Source organism: Parabacteroides leei (assembly GCF_023369805.1).
GTDB lineage: Bacteria > Bacteroidota > Bacteroidia > Bacteroidales > Tannerellaceae > Parabacteroides > Parabacteroides leei.
On record NZ_JAMBQG010000002.1, the window covers coordinates 357,339 to 380,651 of the forward strand.

Consider the following 23,313-nt stretch of genomic DNA (forward strand, 5'->3'; position numbering starts at 1 on the left):
CAATAGCTGTTATATGTACAAAAGAATAGTGCTGTTTTTTATTTTCCTAGGTTTTGCCTGCGGAGCATTTGCCCAGGAAAGTGACACTACCAAGGTTGAAGCACCGGCAGAAGTGCCGGTCATTAATTATTCGTTTCCCAAACGGTATAAGATTGCCGACATTAAGGTAACGGGTATTAAGAATTATGATGATTTCGTGTTAATCGGTTTTTCGGGACTATCGGTCGGTGACATGGTCACTATCCCCGGAGACGAGATTACAACAGCGGTGAAGCGTTTTTGGAAACACGGATTGTTTTCGGATGTAAAAATCCTGGCAACCAAGATTGAAGGTGACGAAGTCTGGCTGGAAATCCAGTTGAAGCAACGTCCCCGTATATCGGAAGTAAATTATCATGGAATCAAGAAAGGGGAAAGGGAAGACCTTGAAGCCAAGTTGGGCTTGAAGAAGGGGTTCCAGGTTACTCCGAACCTGATGGACCGTGCGAAGATCGTTATCCAGAAGTTCTTCGATGGAAAAGGATTTAAGAATGTGGATGTGGATATCGTTCAGCGCGACGACCTGGCCCATGAAGGCGAGGTGATCGTAGATATCAATATCGACAAGAATGAAAAGACCAAGATCCACCGTATCTATTTTGAAGGGAATGAGGCTTTATCAGCACGGGACCTGAAGAAAGCGATGAAGAAGACCAACGAAAAGTTCAGTCTTCCGAACGACTGGAAGACTAGTATCCTGGAAGCATTCAGCACCAAGAAATTTACGACCGAAGAATATGAAAAAGACAAGGCTAACATCATAGCCAAGTATAACGAACACGGTTATCGTGACGCAGTCTTGTTGTCCGACAGTGTCGTTAACTACAATGATAAGAAAGTCGACATCTTCCTGAAGTTGGAAGAAGGTGACAAATATTACCTGAAAGATATTCGCTTCGTTGGTAATACGCAGTATGCTTCGGATTATCTGGAAGCAATTCTGGGTATGAAACCTGGCGAAGTTTATAACCAGAAGAAATTGAACGAGCGTCTGTCGCTGGATGAAGATGCCGTATCCAATGTATATTATAACAATGGTTACATCTTCTTTAGCGCCGACCCGGTGGAAGTGGATGTGGATAACGACTCTATCTCATTGGAAGTACGTATTCAGGAAGGCCCGCAGGCAACTATCAACCGTGTTATTATCAATGGTAACGACCGTTTGTATGAAGATATCGTACGTCGTGAGCTTCGTACCAAACCGGGTATGTTATTCAGTCGTGAAGACCTGATGCGTTCTGTTCGTGAAATAGCCCAGATGGGACACTTCGACCCGGAAAACATGGACCCGAAACCACTGCCTGATCCGGAGAACGGAACAGTGGATATCCAGTATAACCTGACATCGAAGGCCAACGACCAGATCGAGTTCTCGGCCGGTTGGGGACAAACGGGTGTGATCGGTAAATTGAGTTTGAAGTTTACCAACTTCTCCATGAAGAACTTCTTGAACCCGAAGACATATAAAGGTATTATCCCACAGGGTGAAGGCCAGACTCTGACATTGAGTGGCCAGACCAACGGACGCTACTACCAGGCATACAGTATTTCATTTATGGACCCGTGGTTCGGCGGAAGACGTCCGAATACACTTTCTGTAAGTGCTTATTTCTCCAAACAGACTGACATTAGCAGTAATTACTATAATAACAGCATGGCTAACTATGGCGGTTATTATCCCGGTTACAACTATGGTGGTATGTATGGTGGCTACGGTGGTTATTATAACAACTACTATAATAATAATTATGAACTGGCATACGACCCGGATAAATCGATCATGATGTTCGGTCTTTCTGCCGGTTACGGTAAGCGTTTGACTTGGCCGGACGACTACTTCCAGTTTATGGCAACGCTGAACTATCAGATGTATATCATGCACGACTGGGCATACTTTCTGGTTCAGAACGGAACTTGTCACAACGTAAACCTGGAGTTGATGTTACAGCGTAACTCTATCGACAACCCGTTGTATACTCGTCGTGGTTCGCAGTTCTCTTTCTCAGTTAGTGCAACTCCTCCTTACTCATTGTGGGATGGCAAGGATTATGCTAACATGAGCGACAATGACGAAAGCAAGTTCAAGTTTATCGAATACCATAAATGGAAGTTCAAAGCGAAGTTGTTCTCTCCGCTGGCTCCTATGTCAGTAAAGCGTACACCGGTATTGATGACTCGTGTTGAATACGGATTCTTGGGATCTTACAACAAACACAAACGTTCTCCCTTCGAAACCTTCTATATGGGTGGTGACGGTATGAGTGGATACTCCAGTACCTATGCAACTGAAACTATCGGTTTGAGAGGTTACGAAAACGGAAGTATCGCCGGTAACGGAGGTTATAACTCGTATGGTTATGCTTACTCCCGTCTGGCCATGGAGTTACGTTATCCGTTCCTGTTGGAACCGTCTTCTACTATCTACGGTCTTGTATTTGTTGAAGCCGGTAACGCTTGGAAAGATTTGAAGAGCTTTAATCCGTTCGACCTGAAACGTTCTGCCGGCGTCGGTGTACGTATCTTCCTTCCGATGATCGGTTTGATGGGTATCGACTGGGCATATGGTTTCGACAAAGTAGATGGATCTCGTAGTGCAGGTGGTAGCAATTTCCACTTCATCATTGGACAAGAGTTCTAATTGTAAGCGGTAGATTAATTGAAAATTAACAATTCAGCATTAAGCGTTAACCATAATTCATTGGAACAAAGTAAACCCTCCGCTATATTTGTAGTCAGAGAGTGAAACTATAAAAAGAAAGCGTATGAAGAAGATTATTGTTTTGAGTTGTATGATGCTCCTTTGCTCTTTTGCCGGGATGGCGCAAAAGTTTGCATTGATAGATATGGAATATATCCTGAAGAATATTCCGGCTTATGAAATGACAAACGAACAATTAAGCCAGGTGTCAAAGAAATGGCAGAATGAGGTGGAAGCAATACAGCAGGAGGCGCAAAATATGTATAAGACCTATCAGAGTGATTTGGTATTCCTTTCAGCTGAAATGAAGACGAAGCGTGAAGAAGAAATCGTGAAGAAGGAACAGGAAGCGCAAGACCTGAAACGTACTTATTTCGGACCTGAAGGTGAATTGTTCAAAAAGCGTGAAAGCTTGATGAAACCAATACAGGATGAAATTTATAATGCAGTGAAGGAAATATCGGAAGACAAGGGATATCAACTTGTTGTTGACCGTGCTTCAGCTATGAGTATTATTTTTGCATCTCCAAAGATCGATATCAGCAATGAAGTGCTGTTAAAGTTAGGATATTCAAAATAAATGCTTACATTTGTGCGCTTTATGCACAAAAAAATTGATTGATTAATAACAAGTAATATTTTATAGAAAATGAAGAAACTGATTATTTTATTGTTGATGATCCTCCCGTTAGGAGTTTTTGCTCAGGACATGAAAGTGGCAATTGTTAATACAAACGAACTTATTCCTTTAATGCCTGAAGTAACTGCTATGCAGGAAACTTTGAAACAGATGAACGACAAGTACATGGGTGAAATGAAGACTATGCAGGATGAATACGAAAAGAAATATGCTGACTATATCGCTCAACAGGATTCATTGACTGAAAATATCAAGTTGAGAAGAATGCAGGAACTTTCAGATATCGAACAAAGAGTTCAGAACTTCACTCAGGTAGCTCGTCAGGATATGGATAAAAAACAGCAGGAGTTGTTTACACCGATCCAGGACAAAGTAAGAAATGCAATCAAAGCTGTTGGTGATGAAAAAGGTTATGCTTATATCCTCGATTCTAACCCAGGTATGGTGCTTTACACTGGTAGCTCAGCAATCGATGCTACTCCGTTTGTAAAAGCTAAATTAGGTTTGAAATAATACAATCAAAAGTACGATACAACAAAGGATGCCTTTCTATGAAGGGCATCCTTTGTTGTGTTATAAAAGAAGGAAGAATATGTTTTCACAACAACCGGGTCCGATCGGAGTTTTTGATTCCGGCTATGGCGGACTGACTGTATTTGACAAGATCCGTGAGGCAATGCCTGACTACGATTATATTTACCTGGGAGACAATGCCCGGGCTCCTTATGGGCCGCGTTCGTTCGAGGTGGTATACCGCTTTACGCGTCAGGCAGTGATGAAGTTGTTCGCTGAAGGCTGCCAACTGGTTATCCTGGCCTGTAATACGGCTTCTGCAAAGGCTTTGCGTACTATTCAGCAACGTGACCTGCCGGTGGTCGATCCCACACGCCGTGTACTGGGCGTAATACGTCCGACAGTGGAAATGATGGACCGGGTCAGTTTAACGAAGCATATCGGGATACTGGGAACTGCAGGCACCATCTCTTCCCGATCTTATTCGCTTGAAATAGAGAAGATGTTTCCTCATATAAAAGTAACCGGCGAAGCCTGCCCGATGTGGGCTCCCCTGGTTGAGAATAACGAGTTTGATTCTCCAGGTGCCGATTACTTTGTGAAAAAACATTTGGATCATATCCTGTCTCTCGACTCACAGATTGATACGCTGGTATTGGGGTGCACGCATTACCCATTATTGATCGGTAAGATCAAACAATATCTGCCCTCTGAGATCACTGTCTTCGCACAAGGAGAATACGTAGCGGTGAGCCTGATTGATTATCTGAAAAGACATCCTGAAATGGATCGGAAGTTGACCCGTCATGGTGAATGTCGCTTTCTGACCACAGAATCGGCCGGGAAGTTTTCGGATACTGCCTCTGTCTTTTTGAATAATCCGATAGAAGTAGAACAAATCTCTATCGACTAAGGAGGGGGTATATGAGACAAGTCCGGCATATCTTTTTATTTCTGTTGCTGCTTTCTTGTTTGCATGGCAAGGCAGAAGAGCTGGATATCTGGCTGCAAAATAAAGGGATGGTGGATGTATCCGCATGGGATTCGACTATTTGTGTGCAGCTCGTTTATGCAACTTCCGATAATTTTATAGGGGAAGCGGTTTATTCCGGTATTACCCGTGCCTGGTTGCATCCCGATGCTGCCAAAAAATTGGTTGTAGCTCAACATTTGCTTAAGAAAGAACACCCGGAGCTTACGCTGGTGGTATATGATGCCGCCCGTCCGATGTCTGTGCAACGGAAGATGTGGAGTCTGGTTCGTGGTACTGATAAAGTAAATTATGTGAGTAATCCTTCCAACGGCGGAGGGTTGCATAATTACGGAATGGCAGTGGATGTCACCATCCTGGATAAAACAGGCCAGCCTTTGCCTATGGGAAGTCCTTTTGATTTCTTTGGGGAAGAGGCCCACACCAACAATGAAGAAGTTTTGCTGGCCTCTGAAAAGATAACCCGTGAAGAGTTTGATAACCGGCGTTTACTCCGTCGGATAATGATGAATGCCGGATTTCGTACGATCCCTTACGAGTGGTGGCATTTTAATGCTTGCAGCCGGGCCGAAGCCCGGCAAAGTTATCCAGTATTGGATTAATTAATATTCTTACCGAATGGAGTCAGTGCAAGAGCTGCCATCTTGAAATGCTGTCTTCCCCAGGGTATCCCGATTATCGTGATGCACAATAAAAGACCGAATCCCAAATGAGTCAGGCAGATCCAGAAACCTCCCAATATGATCCAAAGTATGTTCATAATGATGCAAAGGCAGCCTCCGGAGTTACCGTTGTCCGTGACTGTGCTACCGAAGGGCCATAAGGCCAGTAAAGCCAGTTTTAACGTCTGTAGCCCGAACGGTATACCAATGATGGTGACCATTAATAACAGGCTTGAGATCAGATACTCGATACTGGTAACCAGTCCTCCGAAAATTAACCAAATGATATTACCAAGAAATTTCATAAGCCACTGAATTTATCATGTTCACAAATGTAACATAATTCTGATTAAAAACAATAGTTATCGAAGCTGAAACCGACAAGCATCGCTTTACCTCCGGGCAGGCATCCGCAGACTGTCCAGTTCGGCAAACACCTGTTGTTTTACAATCATAAAGCTATCGCGTAGTTCAGGTTTGACCGGTAGTGAAGGAGGAGCTTCCATATTCAGTGGATTGATTGGCTCACCGTTTTTGTGTACACGGAAGTCCAGGTGAGGACCTGTCGATAATCCGGTAGAACCTACGTAAGCGATCACTTCCCCTTGTTGTACATGACTTCCGACCTGTATACCCTTGGCAAATTTGCTCAGGTGCATATAAGTGGTAGTATATACCGAGTTATGCTTTACTTTCAGGAAATTCCCGCCACCGTTCTGATAGCCTTTGGCAATAACCGTTCCGGCTCCGATACTTTTTACCGGTGTTCCGACAGGAGCTGCATAATCGACCCCATGATGCGCACGGTAACGTTTCAATATCGGGTGGAAACGAGCATTGGTGAAGCGTGAAGTTATGCGGAATATATCTAACGGTGCTTTCAGGAAAGCTTTGCGTAAACTGTTCCCATCCTGATCGAAATATTCGAATACGCTGTCCTGGGTAAAAGGAATGGCAACGAAGTCTTTCCCCTGGTGGTTGAATACAGCTCCCTGGATGCTGTTTATATTTAATGCAGTCGTGTCATCGATATAAGCAATGTCGTACAGTACACGGAACGAATCACCCTCTTTTACGTCATAGAAATCTATCTGCCAGGCAAAGACATCGGCTATATTGATTGCCAGTAAAGGATTCACACCATTCGACTGGAGAACGTTCCATAGAGAGGAATTCAGCGTGCCTTCCACGTAGTGCCTTTTTAAGGTGATCGGTTTATTAAATTCGTAAGCGCGTATGGTGTCGCCGGTAAGGTCGATCACAGCGTAATCTGTCCGCGACTTGGCGAAAGCGATGTAACGGATCTGTGCCGTACTGTCCTGCATTGTGAATGTGTAGTAATGCATACCCGCCTGTAGTTTGGTCGGGTCGAGAACTTCAACAGACGACCGGCTGATACTGTCAGCCATCAAAGCAGAAAAGCCCAGGCTGGAAAAAATAGAAGCCGGGTTGTCGCCGTTCTTCATCTTATAGTCTTTCACGTCCAGTGTATCTATACATACGCCATATTGATAGACGCGTTGCTGGCTGTCGATCCATTCGCTGTCGACTTCTTCTTCGGTTTGTTCGGGTGTGTTTTTACAGGAGAGACCTAGTATGAATAATAAGATCAAAATAGGTGCAATGTTGAATCCCTTCATTATATCCTCTTTTATTGTTTATCCATAAAACTGCAAACTTACGGAAAATATAAAGTGGTACATTCGCATGATTTGTATCCATTTGTTAATGTTGACTAAATAGCTTACTTTTGCGAAACAATTTGGACGTATTTGACGTCTTATTCCTGTAAGTGATATAACAAATAGTATAGATTATGAAAAGAGTAATTTTTTATGTATTAATGCTCCCGATGGTATTGGGGATGATGATTTCTTGTTCTGAAGCCAAAACAGACGCTAAGAAACTGGAAGGTAAATGGAATGTAATTGAGGTAAAAGGCGAAAAGATCTTGAAAGAAGGATTACCTCCATATATGGAATTTGATATGGCGCAGAATAAACTGCATGGTAATGGCGGTTGCAATATGTTCAACACCTCCGTAACATTGGATGACAACGATGTATCTTCCATTACGATCGCTCCGGCTGCCGCAACGATGATGGCCTGTCCGGATATGTCGACAGAAGATGCTATCTTTAAAGCAATAGGAGATGTGAAAGCTGTAAAAGCCGGCAACTCTGAAAGCGAAATGATGCTGGTTGATGGATCCGGTAATGTTTTGTTTGTTTTGTCTAAAAACTAATCAGAGATGAAGAAGTATTTATTTCTCTGTCTGGCTGTGGTAGGTATTGCCGTATTTGCTTCCTGTAAATCTCAGAAAGCGGTGGTTGCCACATTTTCCGATCTCGACGGTGAATGGAGTGTGGTTGAACTGAACGGGAAGAGACTGGACCCGGCAGACAGCAAACAATTAATTGTGATCGATGTTGCCCGTAAACATCTGTCCGGTAATGCCGGCTGTAACCGAATGAACGGTAACATCGAGTATACGGATGCACAGAAAAACATCATCAAGTTTCCGCAGGTGGCTACTACCCGGATGGCTTGTCCTGACATGAAAGGTGAGCAGGAGTTTTTGGATGCATTGAACAAGGTGGTTCGTTTTCAGGCGGAAGGGCTGACAAAACCAGTGAATACAGTTGCTCTCTATGGTACTGACAATGGAAAGTTGATGGTTATTCAAAAGAAATAAGTGATAATTGTAAAATAGGAGAGGTGGCCCTGTTGAAGGAAGCCACCTCTTTTCAGTTCAAAGATAGAGCATAGTTGCATAACTCTCTGACTTCGCCAATAGTCTCGAAATCTATCTTATGACCATCAATATATTTTTTGAGTTGTACCTTGTGTTTAGAGAAGAGTTTCAGGAATTGTTTCTCTGTTGAAAATTGTTTCAATCGTTTGTTTATTTCGACATAAAACTGAAAATCTATTTTAACAAGAACCGTATTCTTTTCGTTCTCTCCCGTTCCATAGATAAGATTGGAATAGCTATCGACAGAAGCTGTTTCGGTTTTTCCGCCGAAAGTAAGATCTTTTTTGATGCGTTTGTTTCCGGTGTATCGGACTAATATGCGTGGTTCGGTTTGTATGACTTCTGCCACTTCCTTTCCATAAATTGGAATAAATGTTCGGGTGCCTGCCTTTATAGAAACGATCTTTTCCGGATCTGCGAATTCCTTCTTTTCGTTGTCTTTATCGATAAACACAAATTTGTTGTCAAACAGGTCGTAATTAACGGGAACCAGGAAAACTCTTCCGTCTTTATAGTAAATATATGAATCTGTAAATTCCGGAAATAAGTATGGGGAATGTTTTTCCTGTGCAAAAACATCAGAAAACCTGAGGAAAACGGCTAATAGAATTAAGATGTATTTCATATTGTTATTTGAAAATAATAAGATAGAGAATAGAAAAGAAGAGAAAGTAGTGAGAGTTTTTACTCTTCACTACTTTCTTTTTTGTTATTTCGACTTCTTACAACGAATATGAAGTCTTTTCTTTCGCTTCTTCGGCTGTAACTTCCAGTAAATGTACCTGAACCTCGTATAAACGTTTGTACTCAGGCGCACCTTCCGGTCGGATAGCTATGTTGGTTACCATATATTGCTGTGGTTTTGTATAATCGCCCGGAGTTCCCAGATTAGGCGCTCCGTTAACGGGATCTACTCTGCAAGCATAAATGTCTTTCATTATAAACTCCAGAACCATCTCGTTTTGTTTTACAGGCATAACGACATAGCGATACATATCTTCTTTTGCACTCTTTGCATCACTTTCTATTTTTTCGAAATAACCGTATGGTTTTATTGTTTCGTTGTCGAATGCAGATTGGATAAAAGCATGCCCTTTATTAGGGGTGTGATAACCCACTTTATCGAAAGAAAATATATGAGCAATATATTTTTTCCCTTCCGGTGCGGAACTGTCATCTACAATTTCCAATGTGTTTTTTACCGTCATTTTCTCTCCCGGAGCCAATGTTTTATCTAAAATCGTGATATTAGATCCGGTATTGTTTACATATTCCATTCCGTTTTCGAAAGAATTGAGTAGTGACCGGGCAATATAATTTTCCAACCACTGTCCTTTGCCATCATTATGGTTGATCTGCCATACTTTATTTACAAAAAGTTCCCGGGGACGATTTCTTACTAAACCGGTTCCCATGTCCAGTTCCGAATATACCGACTCGGGTACTTCATCCCAGACAATTCCGCTTTGACAGCCGTAAAGAGCCGTTATAGCTAATGTTATTGCGAATAATATACTTTTGATTTTCATGACTTTATTATCTTTTTAAATAATTATTGATAGCTTCTGTTTTCCCATCCCGGATTTTGAACAAAATTGCGATTCACTTCCAAAGTGGAGCGTGAAAAAGGTAGTTTGTAGAATACGGCATCATCGAATTTACGATCATAATATACACTTTGATCAATCGTGCGAACGTAGAAATAAGGAGTAAAGTATTTAGGGTCACTTTTGGGTGCCAAGTATCCGTTAAGGCCTACTTCTTCACTTTCAATTCCTTTACGGAAAATAAACATACCTCTGGAGTTTTTGTTTAATTCGTCGATAACAGTTTTACCTTCCGACTCTCCCCACCTGAGCAGGTCGAAGTAGCGGTGCCCGGGCACTTCGAATGCAAACTCGATACGGCGTTGTAATTTGTATTCTTCCCACAGGTCGTGACCTACTACCGATGCCTCGAAGTTATCGAGACCTGCACGGTTACGAATCTGATTGATAGCATCTAACGTTTCATTTTCTTTACCTCCCAGTTTATAAGCAGCTTCGGCATAATTCAATAATGCTTCCGCATAACGGACCATAAAATAGCAGGAGGGTGACTGTGTGCCGTTGACAGTTCCGTTTTCGTTGAAACGTCCGATAGTATATTTAGCGGCATAATAGCTTGTAACCGTTGATTGGGCTCCTCCGGTGATGTCTAACTTTTCAGTGTGTTTGAAATAGGTTCCCAAAGAACTGTATTTCTCCGATTTAGTCGGTTCCGAAAAGTCGATCCAGGTACGGATCAGGTATCTTTCATGCTCGGCACCGGCATAGTAGGTGCTGTCGTGGAGGATAGTTGCATAAAAACGTTTGTCCCGGTCGGTATACATATCGAGGTAGTTTTCGCTGGTTGCGGTGAATTGTCCCTGGTCATTTTGGGTTAGCCCGAGTTCTTTCGACTGGGTTGTTTTCCACCATTGCATCCATTTGCCGGTCGCTTTATCTTTCTGGTAGTAGCAATCTACCAGGTCCTGAGTTGGGTATGCACCTCCGCGTCCACCATCCCAGTCCGGATTGAAGTCGGTTGTACCTCCGTACATTTTAGCCCAGGAAACCGGATGTGAGTAATAGCCGGGGTTGAAACCTGACCTGTTTGATTCGTTGAACATGACGGGCCAGATAGATTCTACCGACGTATGACCGTTGGATGTGTTAAACAGCTTGGCATAATCGGATTCCAACTCATATTTGCCTATCACTGATTTAGCTGCTTCATAAGCCATTTGATAATAATGCCCGGCATCTTTCGTGAACTTATAAAGTGTTTTGCTTTCGACAGAACCGGCCAACTGATCATATAGTCCTTTGGCTGATGCTTCGGCCGCACAGGCTGCAGCTAATGCACTGCGTGATTTCAGTACCTGTACAGCATTTTCATTAAGCAAACCCAGAGTCGGTTTAACCGATGCTTTTTTGAATAACTCCAAAGCTTTGTCATAATCGCTTAGGATTTGATCGAATACCTCTTCACGACTGTTTTGAGGAAGCATTGTTTCATCGAAGATAGTCATTGTATTGGTGATGATCGGCATGATACCCCAATATCTTTCCATATCGGCATAGTACAGGGCACGAAATGCATAACTTTCTGCTAATAGCTGACTTGATTCTTCTTCAGTGATGTTGGGTACTTCCGGAATGCGCTCGATGGCCAGATTCGTTTGACGTATCCGTTTGTATCCATCCCCCCAGGGGGCTCCGACTATACCAGCACTGTTCATTTCGTCATACCGTCTGCCGTTATAGTCGTATTGACGGAATGTATTCTGGTCGCGGTCTATATTACCACATGCATTGTCCGACCATTGCTCGGCCTGGAATGCCTGGTTAGCTCCGGCAGGCCCCCATAAATAGAATTGATTGACGAAAGTACGCGATAACTGTGCGTTTGCCCAGAATTGATCTTCGAATACACTGGTGGTCGGTTCGATTCCCAGCGGGTCACAACTGGAGAGACAAACCGCAGTGCATAACGCTAATATATTTAATTTCTTCATTTTTCTTATGTTATAATGTGATTACAATGTTAATGTTGCGCTCAGTGTGAATGAACGTTGTGTAGGATAACTACCCAGTTTGTTGCCTCCCCAGATAGAGTTAGCCGGCAAGTATTCAGGGTCGGTTAAATTGTGGAACGGATTTCCTTTCTTTACCCAGGTGCAGACATTATTGGCTACAAAATTAACCTGCAAGCCTTTGATATAGCTTATGTTTTTGAGAACCCGGCGTTTCAGGTCGTAGCTGACACTGATGTTTTTCAGTTTCAGATAAGAAGCGTCGTATACCCAGGCATCGACATAATTGTATCCCCAGCCATAAGTCGAGTTGGTAGGCAATGGAAGTTTATTGGTAATAGGATTACTTGGGGTATATGATTCCGGATACAGGTATTTGCCATAATGCCAGTAGTAGTCCTGTTGTGAACGGGCCGGTGAAGTGACATCACCTGTCACATTGCCTGCTCCCTGAAAGAATACTTCAAAACTAAAATCTTTCCAACCCACTCCTAATGTGATTCCGTAAAGAGATTGAGGAACTATACCCCCTCTTTCTTCTATTACCTGGTCGCCGCCATTTAACACACCGTCACCATTGATATCCAGCATACGGAAGGTTCCTAATGCGTGGTTGCGTCCGAAGTGCATATATGAATTATACATGTCCTGATATGAGGTAAACAAACCATTTGTTTTCCAGGATTGCGAGTATGTATCTTGTACATTGTTCTTACCCAGATCGTTTAAGTTGGGATAATAGTAGCTTTCCGATTGTTTGGCGTGCCTTACCGCCACTTGTTCCCAATAGGTATAGTTTCCACCGATTCTATAGGTAAAATCGCCGATGCGATCGCTCCAATTTAAAGAAAATTCAACACCGCCTTTGTGATTGGTTACATAAGGTGCATTCATTTTGGGCGTATTGGGCAGACCTAAAATAGGTGTATAGGTTATTTCTGGATTCATGTCTATTTCTTCCCCTTTATTCAGATACAGATAAGTATCGAACGAGCCTGTCAAACGGTCTTTAAAGAATCCGAAGTCGACACCACCACTGATTTGTTGCGATTCACCCCAGGTAAGGTTGCTGGAAACATTTGTTTCAGTCCAAACCGAATTGGAATTCATGTTTTCTCCCAGGAGGATATTGTTTGCTTTGCTATCGTTTTTGGATAGTCCGTATTGATTCATATAGCTGAACGGGCTTGCCAGCTCCTGGCCTACAACTCCGTAACCGCCTCGAATCTTAAACATGCTGATCCAGTCTTTATCGATAATGTCTTTGATGAACTCTTCTTCCGTCAACACCCAACCGGCAGATGCTGCATAGAAAAATCCCCAGCGTTTATCCGGATGGTAGCATAACGAACCGTTGTAATTGGCACTTAATTGTAGCAGATATTTGCTGTCGTAGTCGTAAGTGATACGCCCAACATAGGATGCCGATCCCCATAGTCCTTCTGTCCCTTTCATTTCCTGCATTGTCGCTCCGGCCTCTATCTGCGGATTATAAATGCTTGGGTAGCCATATTTCTTTGCCATGGTCGAGTTTGTTCTGCGCTTTTGACTCGTATAGTTGATCATGGCAGTCAGATTATGTTTGCCGAAAGACCGGTTGTAATCTGCTTGCAGGATACCTGTCGTCAGTGAGTAGTTGTCCCATGTTTGAGATAAATTGGCATCATTCGGGTTATAACTGTTTTCCTGTGTTGCATAAGGGCTGGAGTATACGCCGACTTCCGGGTGACTAAAGCTTTTGTTCATCGAGTTACTGTAATTGAAGTTGACACTACCGCTGACAGATAATCCCTCTACCCATGGTAAACTCCATTTTAAACCGATGTTCGACTGTAGCCGGTAGTCATCCGTATTGTTGAATCCGGTACGCAAGCGCGCGTCCAACCCTCCGGCTCTTTCCAGACCGGTTGTCCAGTTTTGTGGTATTCTGTGCATTTCGTTTCCTTCAATCAAGACAGAGTTGAAGATGCCGTCACCCCCCTGTGGTTGCTTCTTTTTGGCCATCACGCCATTTAGGTTCAGCGTGAATCTCAGGCTCTTGTCTTTCAGCAGGTAAGCATCTGTATTGACAATCGCGTTGTACTGTTCGTAATCGTAAGAATCGCTGATACCGGATTGTTTCATATAACCCAGACTAGAGTAATATCTTACCCTTTCGCTACCTCCGCGCACACTAAGGTTCGTTTGAGTCATCGGCTGGGTATGATTAAAGAAATCCCAGGCATCATAGTCACCATAATAGTTTTCGATATCCTTTCCTTGAGTAACGAACGGATTGAACAAATCGTTTATATCACCAAGTGAGTATCCTAAAGCGTATTTTTGATTGACCATGTCGGTAATTTCCTGGCGATTATGTCCTTGCGAATTCAAATACCCCATGTAATATTTAGACATTTCCGTTGCGTTGAAAGCGGGACTTTCGGCCATACTGGCTGCATACAGATCGTTTTTCATGTTTACATAATCCCAGGTACTCATCGCTTTGGGCCTGTAAGAAGGGGTCATCACGGTCATTTTCTGACTTACCGATATTTCCAACTGGCCTTCCTGTCCTTTCTTGGTGGTGACCACCACAACACCGTCGCTTGCACGGGGGCCGTATACCGCTGTGGCCGAAGCATCTTTCAGGATACTCATGGAGGCTATATCGTCCGGGCGCAAACGGTTGAAGAATACTTCACCCTGGCTGGTTTCCATCACCACGTCATCGATTACGTATAAGATATTGCTACCACCGCGGATCCAGATTTTGGAAGTTTCGCCCGGAGCTCCCGAACGTGCCTGGGAAATAATACCGGATACACGACCTCCTAATCCGTCACTGGGAGAGGTAACCGGTAGTTTTGCGATCGATTCGATTTTAACGTTAACAGCAGCAGCCGTTAACGTCTTTGTCTTTTGGACACCGCTAAAACCGGTGACAACGACTTCGTCCAGGGCTTGTGAGTCTTCTATTAACTTTACGTTAATGGAGGCTTGTCCTGTGTACTTGATTTCCTGTGTGGTATAACCTACGAAAGAAATTTGAATGACACTTCCGACCTTCACGTCTTCGAGGGTAAATCGACCGTCAAGGTCAGTAATAATACCGTTTGTGGTTCCTTTCACAATGACAGAGGCTCCGGTTACGGGGCCGAATTCATCTTCTACTGTACCTGTTACTTTCCCGTTTTGCTGGGAAATGCTCACGCTCGGTCTAATGGGTGTTGTGTCGGCTTTTATGCTCTCGGGAGAACATAATATGCCTGCAACCAACATTAAACCAACCGGTTTGAAGTTTTTTAGCATAATGTGCGTTTTTAGTTTGTTATTAATTATGTAATAGGTAAAAAATATCAATGTTGTTTCGGAGTTTTCCGATCATCGTCCGTCTACACCTAACGAGTTGGTAGTAAAACTGAATTCAATTGTTGTTGCCATATAATATTAGTTTTAATTAGTTCATAGAGAACTATGGCGTATTAGGTTCACGGTCTAAATTATTCTAAGAAAAAGCCGTATTTATCGACTTTTATTTGTGGTCAAAAACGGGTTATGTGAAATAAAAGTTTAATTTTGTACGCTATATATCGAATTATTTTATAATATTTGCAAAATGATAACCATAGTTCTCTATGGACTAAGATTAATTATAAAATATTTTTTCTGTCTTTTCCCATAAGAAACAATATCAAATAACTCTAGCGATCCGTCTTAAGATTCAGATATTTATAATGTACAATTAGCGTAAATTCGTTTGATTATTGTTTGTCGTAAAATTTTGTGAGTGAAACTAGTTTTTACATTTTTAGTTATGCGTTTATTCTTATTGATATATGTTGTGTAAGTTTTGTCTTTTTGTGGCTTTGATGATAGTTGCAATATTTCGGGAAATATTTTTTCATGGGGGCTGGCTTTCTTTTTATATCTGTTTGGCAGGTATCTTCAGTGTAAAGCGACTGCCTTTGCCTTGTGCGGAACTAACCTGTATATCCCCTTTCAATCGTTCAGCTATGGTCTTGCAGATAGAGAGTCCGAGGCCGGTTCCTTGTGCAAATTCATCTTGTTTGTAGAATCGTTCGAACACTTTATCGAGTGCACTCTGTGACATGCCTATACCTGTATCTTCCACGTAGATGTACACCTGTTTCTCATTCAGGTTATAATTGTATCCCAATTTGATGTATCCGCTCTTCGTGAATTTGACAGCATTGTTTATGAAGTTCGTGATCACCTGGGTTAACCGGAAACGGTCTGCATATACCTCGACGGGAACTTCCGGAACATTTTTTATAAACTGGATATGTGCAGGGATCAATAGATGATGTGTCTGATAAATTTCATCTACCAGGTCATTCAGTTTGAATGTCTCGAAAGTGAAACTCATACGGCCCGATTCGATGCGTGATAGTTCCAGGATGTCGTTGATCAGTTTCAATAGCAGATTACTGTTTTTGTTGATCGTGTCTTTGAATACCTCTTTTTCTTCTTCAGACAGATCCGTTTCTTCCTGCAAAAGGTTCGAGAAGCCGACAATGGCATTCAAAGGTGTTCGTATTTCATGACTCATATTGGCCAGGAAAGCCGATTTCATCTTATTGGCCTCTTCTGCTTTCTCCTGCAGGACAATGAGCTTTTGTTCCTTTTCCTTGAAAGACTGTATGTTCAGGCAGAGACCAATCACGGCTTGATCCGGTTCTAATTTATCTTCTCCGTGATTGTAACGTAATTCCCACCAACTGTATTTTTTTCCGCTGAAGTTAAAACGGCATTGAATGGTCGTTTCTTCCCATATCCCGGAGTTTATATCCCGGATATGACAACTTAGATGCTCCTGGTCGTCCGGATGTGTTAAGGATAACAATTCGGCAAGAGGCATTTCACGCGGTTGTATCTGATTTGCCGTAAAGAAATCATTTTCAAAAATGAACACTCCGTTCTCCAGTCGCCAGGCGTATGTATTTCCACCTTCCATAGCTAAACGGAGGAAACGCCGTTCTTTTATCAGATTTGTCTGTACCAGTCGTTTCCGTTTGGATTCGCTTCTGTACAGGTAGAATAATTGAGTAATGATGTAGATGATCAGAACAAGGAAGAGAATAGTTCCGATAATCATTGCCTTTTGATATCGTTCGTAGAATGGCTGGTTATAAATAATACTATCTGCCGGCAGGTCACTCGTTTTTATATTGAAACGCAGCATTTCATCCCAGTCGAACGCATATACTTTCGGGCTTTCCACCATAGGAAAGGCAGACGGCTTTTTTCCGTTGATAATGGCGGCAGCTCTTTCCGATACGATATCGGTCTGTATCTCCAGTGTGGTAAAATATCCGCCTGTAATACCTTTGCCATCATTGAACCCGTTATTGATCACGGTGAAATTCGGAACATTGGCCAAGCGTCCGATGGTTAACACATCAAAGTCGAGGATGATTTGCAGGCAGGCGGTATATGGTTTACTTTGAAAGATGGCCAATAATCCTTTTGCGGAAAGGTAAGCTGTTTCTGTGGTGAATAAAATAGACTTTCCCGGTTCACCGTGGCAGATATCTTCCGGATATTCATTTTTCTTTTGATGAAATAGGCCGATCCGTATGGTTCTGCCTGTGCCTTTCACTTCCTCCTGGATGGTCTTGAACGATTCTCTTCCCATAAAGCGTGCATGCTTGAAGAAAAGTATATTTGACGATCCGTATAGTTTCTCTATCAGTTCAATGGTCGTTATATAATCCGGTTTATCCCAAAATCCGCAGAAATTCGGGTGTTGCTCCAGTAAGGAGTAATTCGGGAAGTTCACACCGGAAAAGACAACAGGCCTGTTTTTTCCCAGCGGGTGATTGCAAGCCATCAGGGTATAAGTAGCCTGGTCGTCATTTACAAGTATGATATCCGGGTTCCAATGTTTTATCGAGTCGAGATACTGATACATCCTTGCATTCTCCTCAGCCTCATTGTAGCGTTCGCTATCCAGATAGAATGTACGGACATCGGTATTGATCTTCTTTTGTTTCAGCTTTTCTGAAACCAGGTTGCTGAATTTGGAGTAGGTGACAAGATCTTTTGTATAGGAGTGTATTACCAATACTTTGTATAAAGGCTCATTTGTATGTGCTTTTAATACTCCTACCTCTGTCATCGACATACATAAAAGAAGGAAAGTCAGTATTTGTATAAAATTTTTCAAGAAATATATCCTGTTAAATAGCTTTACCCTATTCTATTAGTTTGCTTATATAATGCACAGTGTTATACATGGCCAACCGGACCGAAGTATAACACTGTGTTTATTCTTTCTGTAATTGCACGCAAAGATAATTAAAAGGTGAACAAAATCAACGGTTCTTAGGGAATAGTTATTTTTTTTCAGGATAATCCGGATAGAGCAGATATTTTTTTCTTGTCTGTTTGTAACTGTCCAGTTCCGGTTTCCAGCTTTCCCGTATTTCTTCTTCCGATAGTCCTCTCACAATTTGGTATCTGAGCTCTTTAGTACCTGCCAGTAAATCGAACCATTGGGGACGTGAGAAGAAGAAGGCCTGGTCTTTTCCGGCTTTATTATAGAAGTCGAGGAAGAAGCGTAAGCTCAACCCGCCTTCAAAAGGATATTCCCGTAGATCTATACCGTAGCACTCTTTGTTTTTTTGCAAGGGATTGGTATCGAACCCGGGAAGCGACACCGGAGTAAAGGAGAAGTCCCCGTACTTCCTGTCCGGAAAACCGATTACCTGGAATGGGTAATAAGTACCGCGTCCGATACTGATATTTGTAGCTTCGAAGAAGCAGAGCGAGGGATAGAGGCGGATCGACTGGTCGTTAGGCAGGTTAGGAGAGGGCTTGACCGGTAACCAGTAAGGATCTCCATGCCGCCAGTTCTCCATCTTGACAATATGTAGCTTGCAACTGTCGGGTGAACTTTTCAGCCATCCTTCGCTGTTTATCATCCAGGCCAGTTCGCCAACCGTCAGGCCGTGTAATATAGGAAGAGGATCTACACCGACAAATGACTCGAATCCTTTTTTGCGGATCGGTCCGTCTACGAAATCATTCGGGTTGGGGCGGTCGAGCACGATAAACTCTACTCCGTTTTCGGCACAAGCCTCCATCACATAATGCATCGTGCTTATGTAAGTATAAAAGCGGACTCCTACATCCTGTATGTCGAATACGATCACATCCAGTCCTTGCAATTGTTCGGCTGTCGGCTTTTTATTTTTTCCGTAGATAGATATAATAGGGATACCGGTCTTCAGGTCGCGGCTGTCTTTAATATCGGCTCCGGCATCTGCGGTACCTCTGAAACCATGTTCGGGAGCAAATACTTTTTTTACCTGGATACCTTGCTCCAGTAAGGCATCCAACAGATGCTTCTGCTGTTTCTCGAGGATAGAAGTTTGGTTAACAACCAGCCCGACTTGTTTATCCTGCAACAGGCGGGTCACTACGTCTAATCGTTCGGCACCGAGTATCAAGGGAGCCTGTGGAGTAGTCGCTTGAATTTCGGGCAAAAACATCATGCTTAGTAGCCAAAGTGTAAGTCTGAAAACTGTTTTCATAATCTGTTTCCTAATATATCTTGGATGCAAAAGTAGCAAATGTTCGCATCATTAAAGCTATGGAAAGAATTAAAAGTGTTTAGATTTAACATGTTTCGGATGAACCATCCGCTTCTTTGTTCTGTTGAAATGACATAAACATTAATAAATAATTATATGGCAACGAGATTACCTAAAATCAAGGACAAAGCAAAGACAGAAGCTCTGGTGTTGGATCGTAAAGATGAGCGTTATCCGGTACAGCAGGTGGCTACCGACGGGAAGGTTACAAAGCAGGAAGTAAAAGAAGCGGTACGAGAAATAAATCCCGATGAAGATAGTCTGGGGAGCCGTGGATGATTTTGTTTCATGCTAGTGAAACAACTGTTTCACCCTGATGGAACAACTGTTTCACTAGTATGAAACAAAATTGTGACAGGGAGAAGCAAGCACTGATCTCAAGGGAAATATTTGAGGATGTCAAAGAGTAAATTATGTATCTTTGCGATCTGAATGTAAAGTGTAAATAAAAATGAATCCTCTTGATATTATTTCAAAGTATTATCCGGCAGAGTCGGATGCCTGGCATATCTTAGTAACACATAGCCGTAGCGTGACAGACAAAGCGCTGAGTCTTGCCCGTCTGCATCCGGAAATGGAACTTGATATTCCGTTTATAGAGGAAGCAGCCATGCTTCACGACATCGGTATATTCCTGTGTAATGCACCGGAGATAGATTGCCACGGTTCTGCCGAATACATCTGTCATGGCTATTTAGGAGCCGACCTGATGCGGAAAGAAGGTTTCCCGCGTCATGCCTTGGTTTGCGAACGGCATACGGGTACGGGCATCACCCAGGAAATGATAGAGGAAAGACATCTGCCGTTGCCTAGTCGGGTGATGGTGCCGGTATCGTTGGAAGAACAGTTGATCTGCTTCGCCGATAAATTTTACAGTAAGACGAAATTAGATAAGGAGAAGCCGGTCGAGAAGGTAAAACAAGGTCTTGTAAAGTATGGCGAGGAGACCGTTATACGTTTTGATAACTGGTGTAAACTCTTTTTAGGGGAATAAAAGCAGAAGGGCTCATTAATTTGTTATACATTTGCATGCTGTAACGGACCGGTTGAGGCTCAACCGGCACTTGTCAACTTAATTAATGAAATACAGAGGCTTAATTATCCTATTATATTTCCTCGCCGGGGCTTTGATGATGTATTCGCAGGAGCTGGTTGCCCCGACGGATACTGTGTTGGCTGTTGTTGGGGATACCATAGTCCCTGTTGCGACCGACAGTACAGTCTTAGCTTCTGATACTGTTCCCAAGAAGCAGACCGGCCTGGATGCTCCTGTGGCTTACCAGGCTAAAGACTCTATCGTAATGACTGCAGGTAACTGGGCTTATCTGTACGGTGAAGGCGATGTTAAGTACCAGCAAATCGGACTACAGGCGGAAGTGATCGAGATGAATATGGACAGCAGTCTGGTATTCGCGAAGTTCGGCCTCGATTCGATCGGTGACGAGTTCGGTTATCCTTTGTTCAAGGATGGCGATCAGGAGTATGAATCGAAGACGATGCGTTATAACTTTACGACCCGGAAAGGATATATCACCGATGTGATTACCCAGCAAGGGGAAGGGTATGTAACTGCCGGTCGTACAAAGAAGATGGACGACGATGTATTGAACATGGTAGGCGGTAAATATACGACTTGCGATGAACACGATCATCCTCACTTCTATATTCAGATGACCAAAGCAAAGGTCCGGCCTAAAAAGAATATCGTTACAGGTCCTGTTTATATGGTTATTGAAGACGTGCCGCTATATCCGATCGGATTGCCTTTTTGTTTCTTCCCTTTCTCGAGTACTTATTCATCCGGTGTGATTATGCCGACGTATGCCGACGACTCCAATCGTGGGTTCGGTTTGCGTGACGGGGGATATTACTTTGCCTTAAGCGATTATATCGACCTGGCTGTTACCGGTGAGATATATACCAAAGGTTCATGGGGGCTTCAGGCGCAATCCTCTTATAGGAAAAGATACCTGTTCTCGGGTAATTTCAATGCCGCTTACCAGGTAACGAAGTTTGGTGATAAAGGGCTTCCCGACTATAGCTTGAATAAAGACTTCCGGTTGAACTGGACACACTCGCAAGACCCGAAAGCAAATCCGTACCGTACTTTCTCCGCCAGTGTGAATTTCTCGACCAGTAGTTTCGACCGTAATAAAGCGAACGGTTTCTTAAATGCGAATAACACGGATGCTATCTCGAATACAAAAGGTTCGAGTATCAATATAACACAACGTTTTCCGAATAACCCGCTTTCTCTTTCGGCGACAATGAATGTCAACCAGTCATCCAGAGATTCGTCCATCGCAGTCACCTTACCTAACCTGACGATCACATTGAGCCGTATTTTTCCGTTTAAGCGTAAGAACCCTGTCGGAAAAGAACGTTGGTATGAAAAGATTTCGATGAGTTATTCCGGCTATTTCAAGAATAGCATCACAACAAAGGAAAACTTATTGTTCAAGTCGAATCTTATCAAGGACTGGAAGAACTCGATGGAGCATAGTATTCCGGTCAGTGCTACTTTTACGGCATTCAAGTATATCAATATATCTCCTTCATTTAATTATAAGGAAAGCTGGTATACCAGTAAGATCACGAAACAGTTCGATCCGGGATTGAATCGTTTGGTTGACCGTGATACAACCTACGGATTTTATCGTATCTACAATTATAACGCATCTGTATCTGCTTCAACAACCTTATATGGTTTCTATAAACCGCTTCCTTTTCTGGGAGATAAGGTGCAGATGATCCGTCACCGCTTTGAGCCGTCTGTCAGCATTAGTGCAGCTCCCGACTTTGGGGGAAGTCTTTTCGGCTTCTACGATCATTACCAGTATATCGATGCGAACGGCGATCCGATCGATTATGTCTATTCTCCTTTCGCGCATAACGGTTCTATCCCTAATGGAAAGCAGGGTAGCTTGAACTTTACGTTGGATAACAATGTCGAAATGAAAATCAAATCCGATCGTGACACTACCGGTTTCCGAAAGATCAGCCTGATCGATAAGCTATCGTTGGGAATGAGTTATAATATGGCTGCCGACTCCTTTAAATGGAGTGACCTGTCTGTCGGTTTACGTCTTAAGTTTTCGAAAAGCTATACCTTGAACCTGAACGGAACCTTTGATACCTATACTTACAGAGCGGACAGTAAGGGTAACCCTGTCAGGGTAGATATACCACGTTGGAAAGCTGGAAAAGGTATCGGCCGTTTACGTAATACCGGAACCAGCTTCTCTTATACCTTCAATAACGATACCTTTAAAAAATGGTTCGGAGGTGGAACCGACAGTAACATTCCGGAAGAAAATATCGGCGATGGCGAACTCGAAGACCTTACAGCTGAGAATCCCGATGATGCCAACCCACCGGAAGAGAAGGAAGGCGGTCGTCTGCGTGGAAAGAAGAAAGATACCGGCGAGTATGACCCGGATGGCTATCTGATCACTAAGATCCCATGGAGTTTGTCATTCAATTACAGTATGCAGTTGCGTTACGGAGACTTCGATCCTAGCAAGTTGGAGTATAAGTATAAACTGACGCATGCATTGAGTTTTAACGGAAATATCCAACCGACCAAGAACTGGAGTTTTAACTTCAATGCCACTTACGACTTCGACAATAACAAGATCTCGTTCATGACTTGTAATGTCACCCGTAATCTGCACTGTTTCCAGATGTCTGCAAGTTTTGTACCGGTAGGGCCGTATAAATCGTATACCTTCTCTATCGCTGTAAGTTCTTCCCTGTTGAAAGACCTGAAGTATAACCAGAGCAGTAATGTACGTGAAGGACAAAACTGGTATTAATAACCGATAAGATTAGATATAAAAGAAAAGGCGATGAATGATC

The 23,313-nt window shown here is 42.9% G+C and carries 18 protein-coding genes; 10 read left to right on the forward strand and 8 right to left on the reverse strand.

Annotated features, from left to right (window positions below):
- Window positions 1-13 precede the first annotated feature (13 nt).
- The 5 genes from bamA (at window position 14) to M1P97_RS05170 (ending at window position 5,486) form a co-directional block, all read left to right on the forward strand.
- Window positions 14-2,680: an outer membrane protein assembly factor BamA gene (bamA, locus tag M1P97_RS05150; RefSeq protein WP_195370731.1), complete on the forward strand. Its 2,667-nt coding sequence runs from the start codon at window positions 14-16 to the stop codon at window positions 2,678-2,680.
- A 124-nt stretch (window positions 2,681-2,804) separates the two neighbouring features.
- Window positions 2,805-3,320: an OmpH family outer membrane protein gene (locus tag M1P97_RS05155; RefSeq protein ID WP_028729699.1), complete on the forward strand. Its 516-nt coding sequence runs from the start codon at window positions 2,805-2,807 to the stop codon at window positions 3,318-3,320.
- 69 nt (window positions 3,321-3,389) lie between these two features.
- Window positions 3,390-3,893 (forward strand): OmpH family outer membrane protein, encoded by a 504-nt coding sequence (locus tag M1P97_RS05160; protein WP_195370733.1) that lies wholly within the window; start codon window positions 3,390-3,392, stop codon window positions 3,891-3,893.
- Window positions 3,894-3,972: 79 nt separating this feature from the next.
- Entirely contained in the window at window positions 3,973-4,806 is an 834-nt protein-coding gene (gene murI, locus M1P97_RS05165) for a glutamate racemase (RefSeq protein WP_249388558.1), read from the forward strand.
- 11 nt (window positions 4,807-4,817) lie between these two features.
- Window positions 4,818-5,486, forward strand: coding sequence for a M15 family metallopeptidase (locus M1P97_RS05170; RefSeq protein ID WP_195370737.1), 669 nt, complete (start codon window positions 4,818-4,820; stop codon window positions 5,484-5,486).
- Here M1P97_RS05170 and M1P97_RS05175 read toward each other — a convergent pair.
- Both M1P97_RS05175 and M1P97_RS05180 read right to left on the reverse strand, forming a co-directional pair.
- Window positions 5,483-5,851 carry a YccF domain-containing protein gene (locus M1P97_RS05175; protein WP_129729564.1) on the reverse strand — a complete coding sequence of 123 codons (369 nt, stop codon included), beginning with the start codon at window positions 5,849-5,851 and terminating at the stop codon, window positions 5,483-5,485. The two genes, M1P97_RS05170 and M1P97_RS05175, sit on opposite strands and share 4 nt — an antisense overlap.
- Window positions 5,852-5,938: 87 nt before the next feature.
- On the reverse strand, window positions 5,939-7,186 hold the full coding sequence (locus M1P97_RS05180) for a M23 family metallopeptidase (RefSeq protein ID WP_195370741.1): 1,248 nt from the start codon (window positions 7,184-7,186) through the stop codon (window positions 5,939-5,941).
- A 176-nt stretch (window positions 7,187-7,362) separates the two neighbouring features.
- Here M1P97_RS05180 and M1P97_RS05185 point away from each other — a divergent pair, with 176 nt between their 5' ends.
- Together M1P97_RS05185 and M1P97_RS05190 are read left to right on the forward strand one after the other, a co-directional pair.
- On the forward strand, window positions 7,363-7,791 hold the full coding sequence (locus M1P97_RS05185; RefSeq protein ID WP_195370743.1) for an META domain-containing protein: 429 nt from the start codon (window positions 7,363-7,365) through the stop codon (window positions 7,789-7,791).
- A gap of 6 nt (window positions 7,792-7,797) precedes the next feature.
- Window positions 7,798-8,241 carry an META domain-containing protein gene (locus tag M1P97_RS05190; protein WP_195370745.1) on the forward strand — a complete coding sequence of 148 codons (444 nt, stop codon included), beginning with the start codon at window positions 7,798-7,800 and terminating at the stop codon, window positions 8,239-8,241.
- A gap of 52 nt (window positions 8,242-8,293) precedes the next feature.
- Here the strand turns inward: M1P97_RS05190 and M1P97_RS05195 are convergent, their stop codons facing one another.
- The 6 genes from M1P97_RS05195 to M1P97_RS05220 all read right to left on the reverse strand — a co-directional run bounded on the left by M1P97_RS05195 (window position 8,294) and on the right by M1P97_RS05220 (window position 19,395).
- Window positions 8,294-8,926, reverse strand: a complete 633-nt coding sequence (locus M1P97_RS05195; RefSeq protein WP_249388559.1) for a hypothetical protein — start codon at window positions 8,924-8,926, stop codon at window positions 8,294-8,296.
- A gap of 97 nt (window positions 8,927-9,023) precedes the next feature.
- A complete protein-coding gene (locus M1P97_RS05200) occupies window positions 9,024-9,830 on the reverse strand; it encodes a DUF5018-related domain-containing protein (protein ID WP_249388560.1) in 807 nt (268 codons plus the stop codon).
- A 23-nt stretch (window positions 9,831-9,853) separates the two neighbouring features.
- The gene (locus tag M1P97_RS05205) at window positions 9,854-11,839 is read right to left on the reverse strand and encodes a RagB/SusD family nutrient uptake outer membrane protein (RefSeq protein WP_195370751.1); all 1,986 of its coding nucleotides are present in this window, start codon (window positions 11,837-11,839) and stop codon (window positions 9,854-9,856) included.
- A gap of 21 nt (window positions 11,840-11,860) precedes the next feature.
- Window positions 11,861-15,148, reverse strand: a complete 3,288-nt coding sequence (locus M1P97_RS05210) for a SusC/RagA family TonB-linked outer membrane protein (RefSeq protein ID WP_249388561.1) — start codon at window positions 15,146-15,148, stop codon at window positions 11,861-11,863.
- 613 nt (window positions 15,149-15,761) lie between these two features.
- Entirely contained in the window at window positions 15,762-18,026 is a 2,265-nt protein-coding gene (locus tag M1P97_RS05215) for a sensor histidine kinase (protein WP_249388562.1), read from the reverse strand.
- A 169-nt stretch (window positions 18,027-18,195) separates the two neighbouring features.
- The gene (locus M1P97_RS05220) at window positions 18,196-19,395 is read right to left on the reverse strand and encodes an exo-beta-N-acetylmuramidase NamZ family protein (protein WP_195370757.1); all 1,200 of its coding nucleotides are present in this window, start codon (window positions 19,393-19,395) and stop codon (window positions 18,196-18,198) included.
- A gap of 156 nt (window positions 19,396-19,551) precedes the next feature.
- Between M1P97_RS05220 and M1P97_RS05225 the strand changes: the two genes are divergently transcribed.
- From M1P97_RS05225 to M1P97_RS05235, 3 genes are all read left to right on the forward strand, one after another.
- Window positions 19,552-19,734: a hypothetical protein gene (locus M1P97_RS05225; RefSeq protein ID WP_195370759.1), complete on the forward strand. Its 183-nt coding sequence runs from the start codon at window positions 19,552-19,554 to the stop codon at window positions 19,732-19,734.
- Between the two features lie 172 nt (window positions 19,735-19,906).
- Window positions 19,907-20,449: an HDIG domain-containing metalloprotein gene (locus M1P97_RS05230; protein WP_195370761.1), complete on the forward strand. Its 543-nt coding sequence runs from the start codon at window positions 19,907-19,909 to the stop codon at window positions 20,447-20,449.
- 85 nt (window positions 20,450-20,534) lie between these two features.
- Window positions 20,535-23,270 (forward strand): putative LPS assembly protein LptD, encoded by a 2,736-nt coding sequence (locus M1P97_RS05235; RefSeq protein ID WP_249388563.1) that lies wholly within the window; start codon window positions 20,535-20,537, stop codon window positions 23,268-23,270.
- Window positions 23,271-23,313: the final 43 nt, after the last annotated feature.

Coding starts and splice junctions, on each gene's coding strand:
- bamA (WP_195370731.1), top strand. CDS start 14: ATGTACAAAAGAATAGTGCTGTTTTTTATTTTCCTAGGTTTTGCCTGC.
- M1P97_RS05155 (WP_028729699.1), top strand. CDS start 2,805: ATGAAGAAGATTATTGTTTTGAGTTGTATGATGCTCCTTTGCTCTTTT.
- M1P97_RS05160 (WP_195370733.1), top strand. CDS start 3,390: ATGAAGAAACTGATTATTTTATTGTTGATGATCCTCCCGTTAGGAGTT.
- murI (WP_249388558.1), top strand. CDS start 3,973: ATGTTTTCACAACAACCGGGTCCGATCGGAGTTTTTGATTCCGGCTAT.
- M1P97_RS05170 (WP_195370737.1), top strand. CDS start 4,818: ATGAGACAAGTCCGGCATATCTTTTTATTTCTGTTGCTGCTTTCTTGT.
- M1P97_RS05175 (WP_129729564.1), bottom strand. CDS start 5,851: ATGAAATTTCTTGGTAATATCATTTGGTTAATTTTCGGAGGACTGGTT.
- M1P97_RS05180 (WP_195370741.1), bottom strand. CDS start 7,186: ATGAAGGGATTCAACATTGCACCTATTTTGATCTTATTATTCATACTA.
- M1P97_RS05185 (WP_195370743.1), top strand. CDS start 7,363: ATGAAAAGAGTAATTTTTTATGTATTAATGCTCCCGATGGTATTGGGG.
- M1P97_RS05190 (WP_195370745.1), top strand. CDS start 7,798: ATGAAGAAGTATTTATTTCTCTGTCTGGCTGTGGTAGGTATTGCCGTA.
- M1P97_RS05195 (WP_249388559.1), bottom strand. CDS start 8,926: ATGAAATACATCTTAATTCTATTAGCCGTTTTCCTCAGGTTTTCTGAT.
- M1P97_RS05200 (WP_249388560.1), bottom strand. CDS start 9,830: ATGAAAATCAAAAGTATATTATTCGCAATAACATTAGCTATAACGGCT.
- M1P97_RS05205 (WP_195370751.1), bottom strand. CDS start 11,839: ATGAAGAAATTAAATATATTAGCGTTATGCACTGCGGTTTGTCTCTCC.
- M1P97_RS05210 (WP_249388561.1), bottom strand. CDS start 15,148: ATGCTAAAAAACTTCAAACCGGTTGGTTTAATGTTGGTTGCAGGCATA.
- M1P97_RS05220 (WP_195370757.1), bottom strand. CDS start 19,395: ATGAAAACAGTTTTCAGACTTACACTTTGGCTACTAAGCATGATGTTT.
- M1P97_RS05225 (WP_195370759.1), top strand. CDS start 19,552: ATGGCAACGAGATTACCTAAAATCAAGGACAAAGCAAAGACAGAAGCT.
- M1P97_RS05230 (WP_195370761.1), top strand. CDS start 19,907: ATGAATCCTCTTGATATTATTTCAAAGTATTATCCGGCAGAGTCGGAT.
- M1P97_RS05235 (WP_249388563.1), top strand. CDS start 20,535: ATGAAATACAGAGGCTTAATTATCCTATTATATTTCCTCGCCGGGGCT.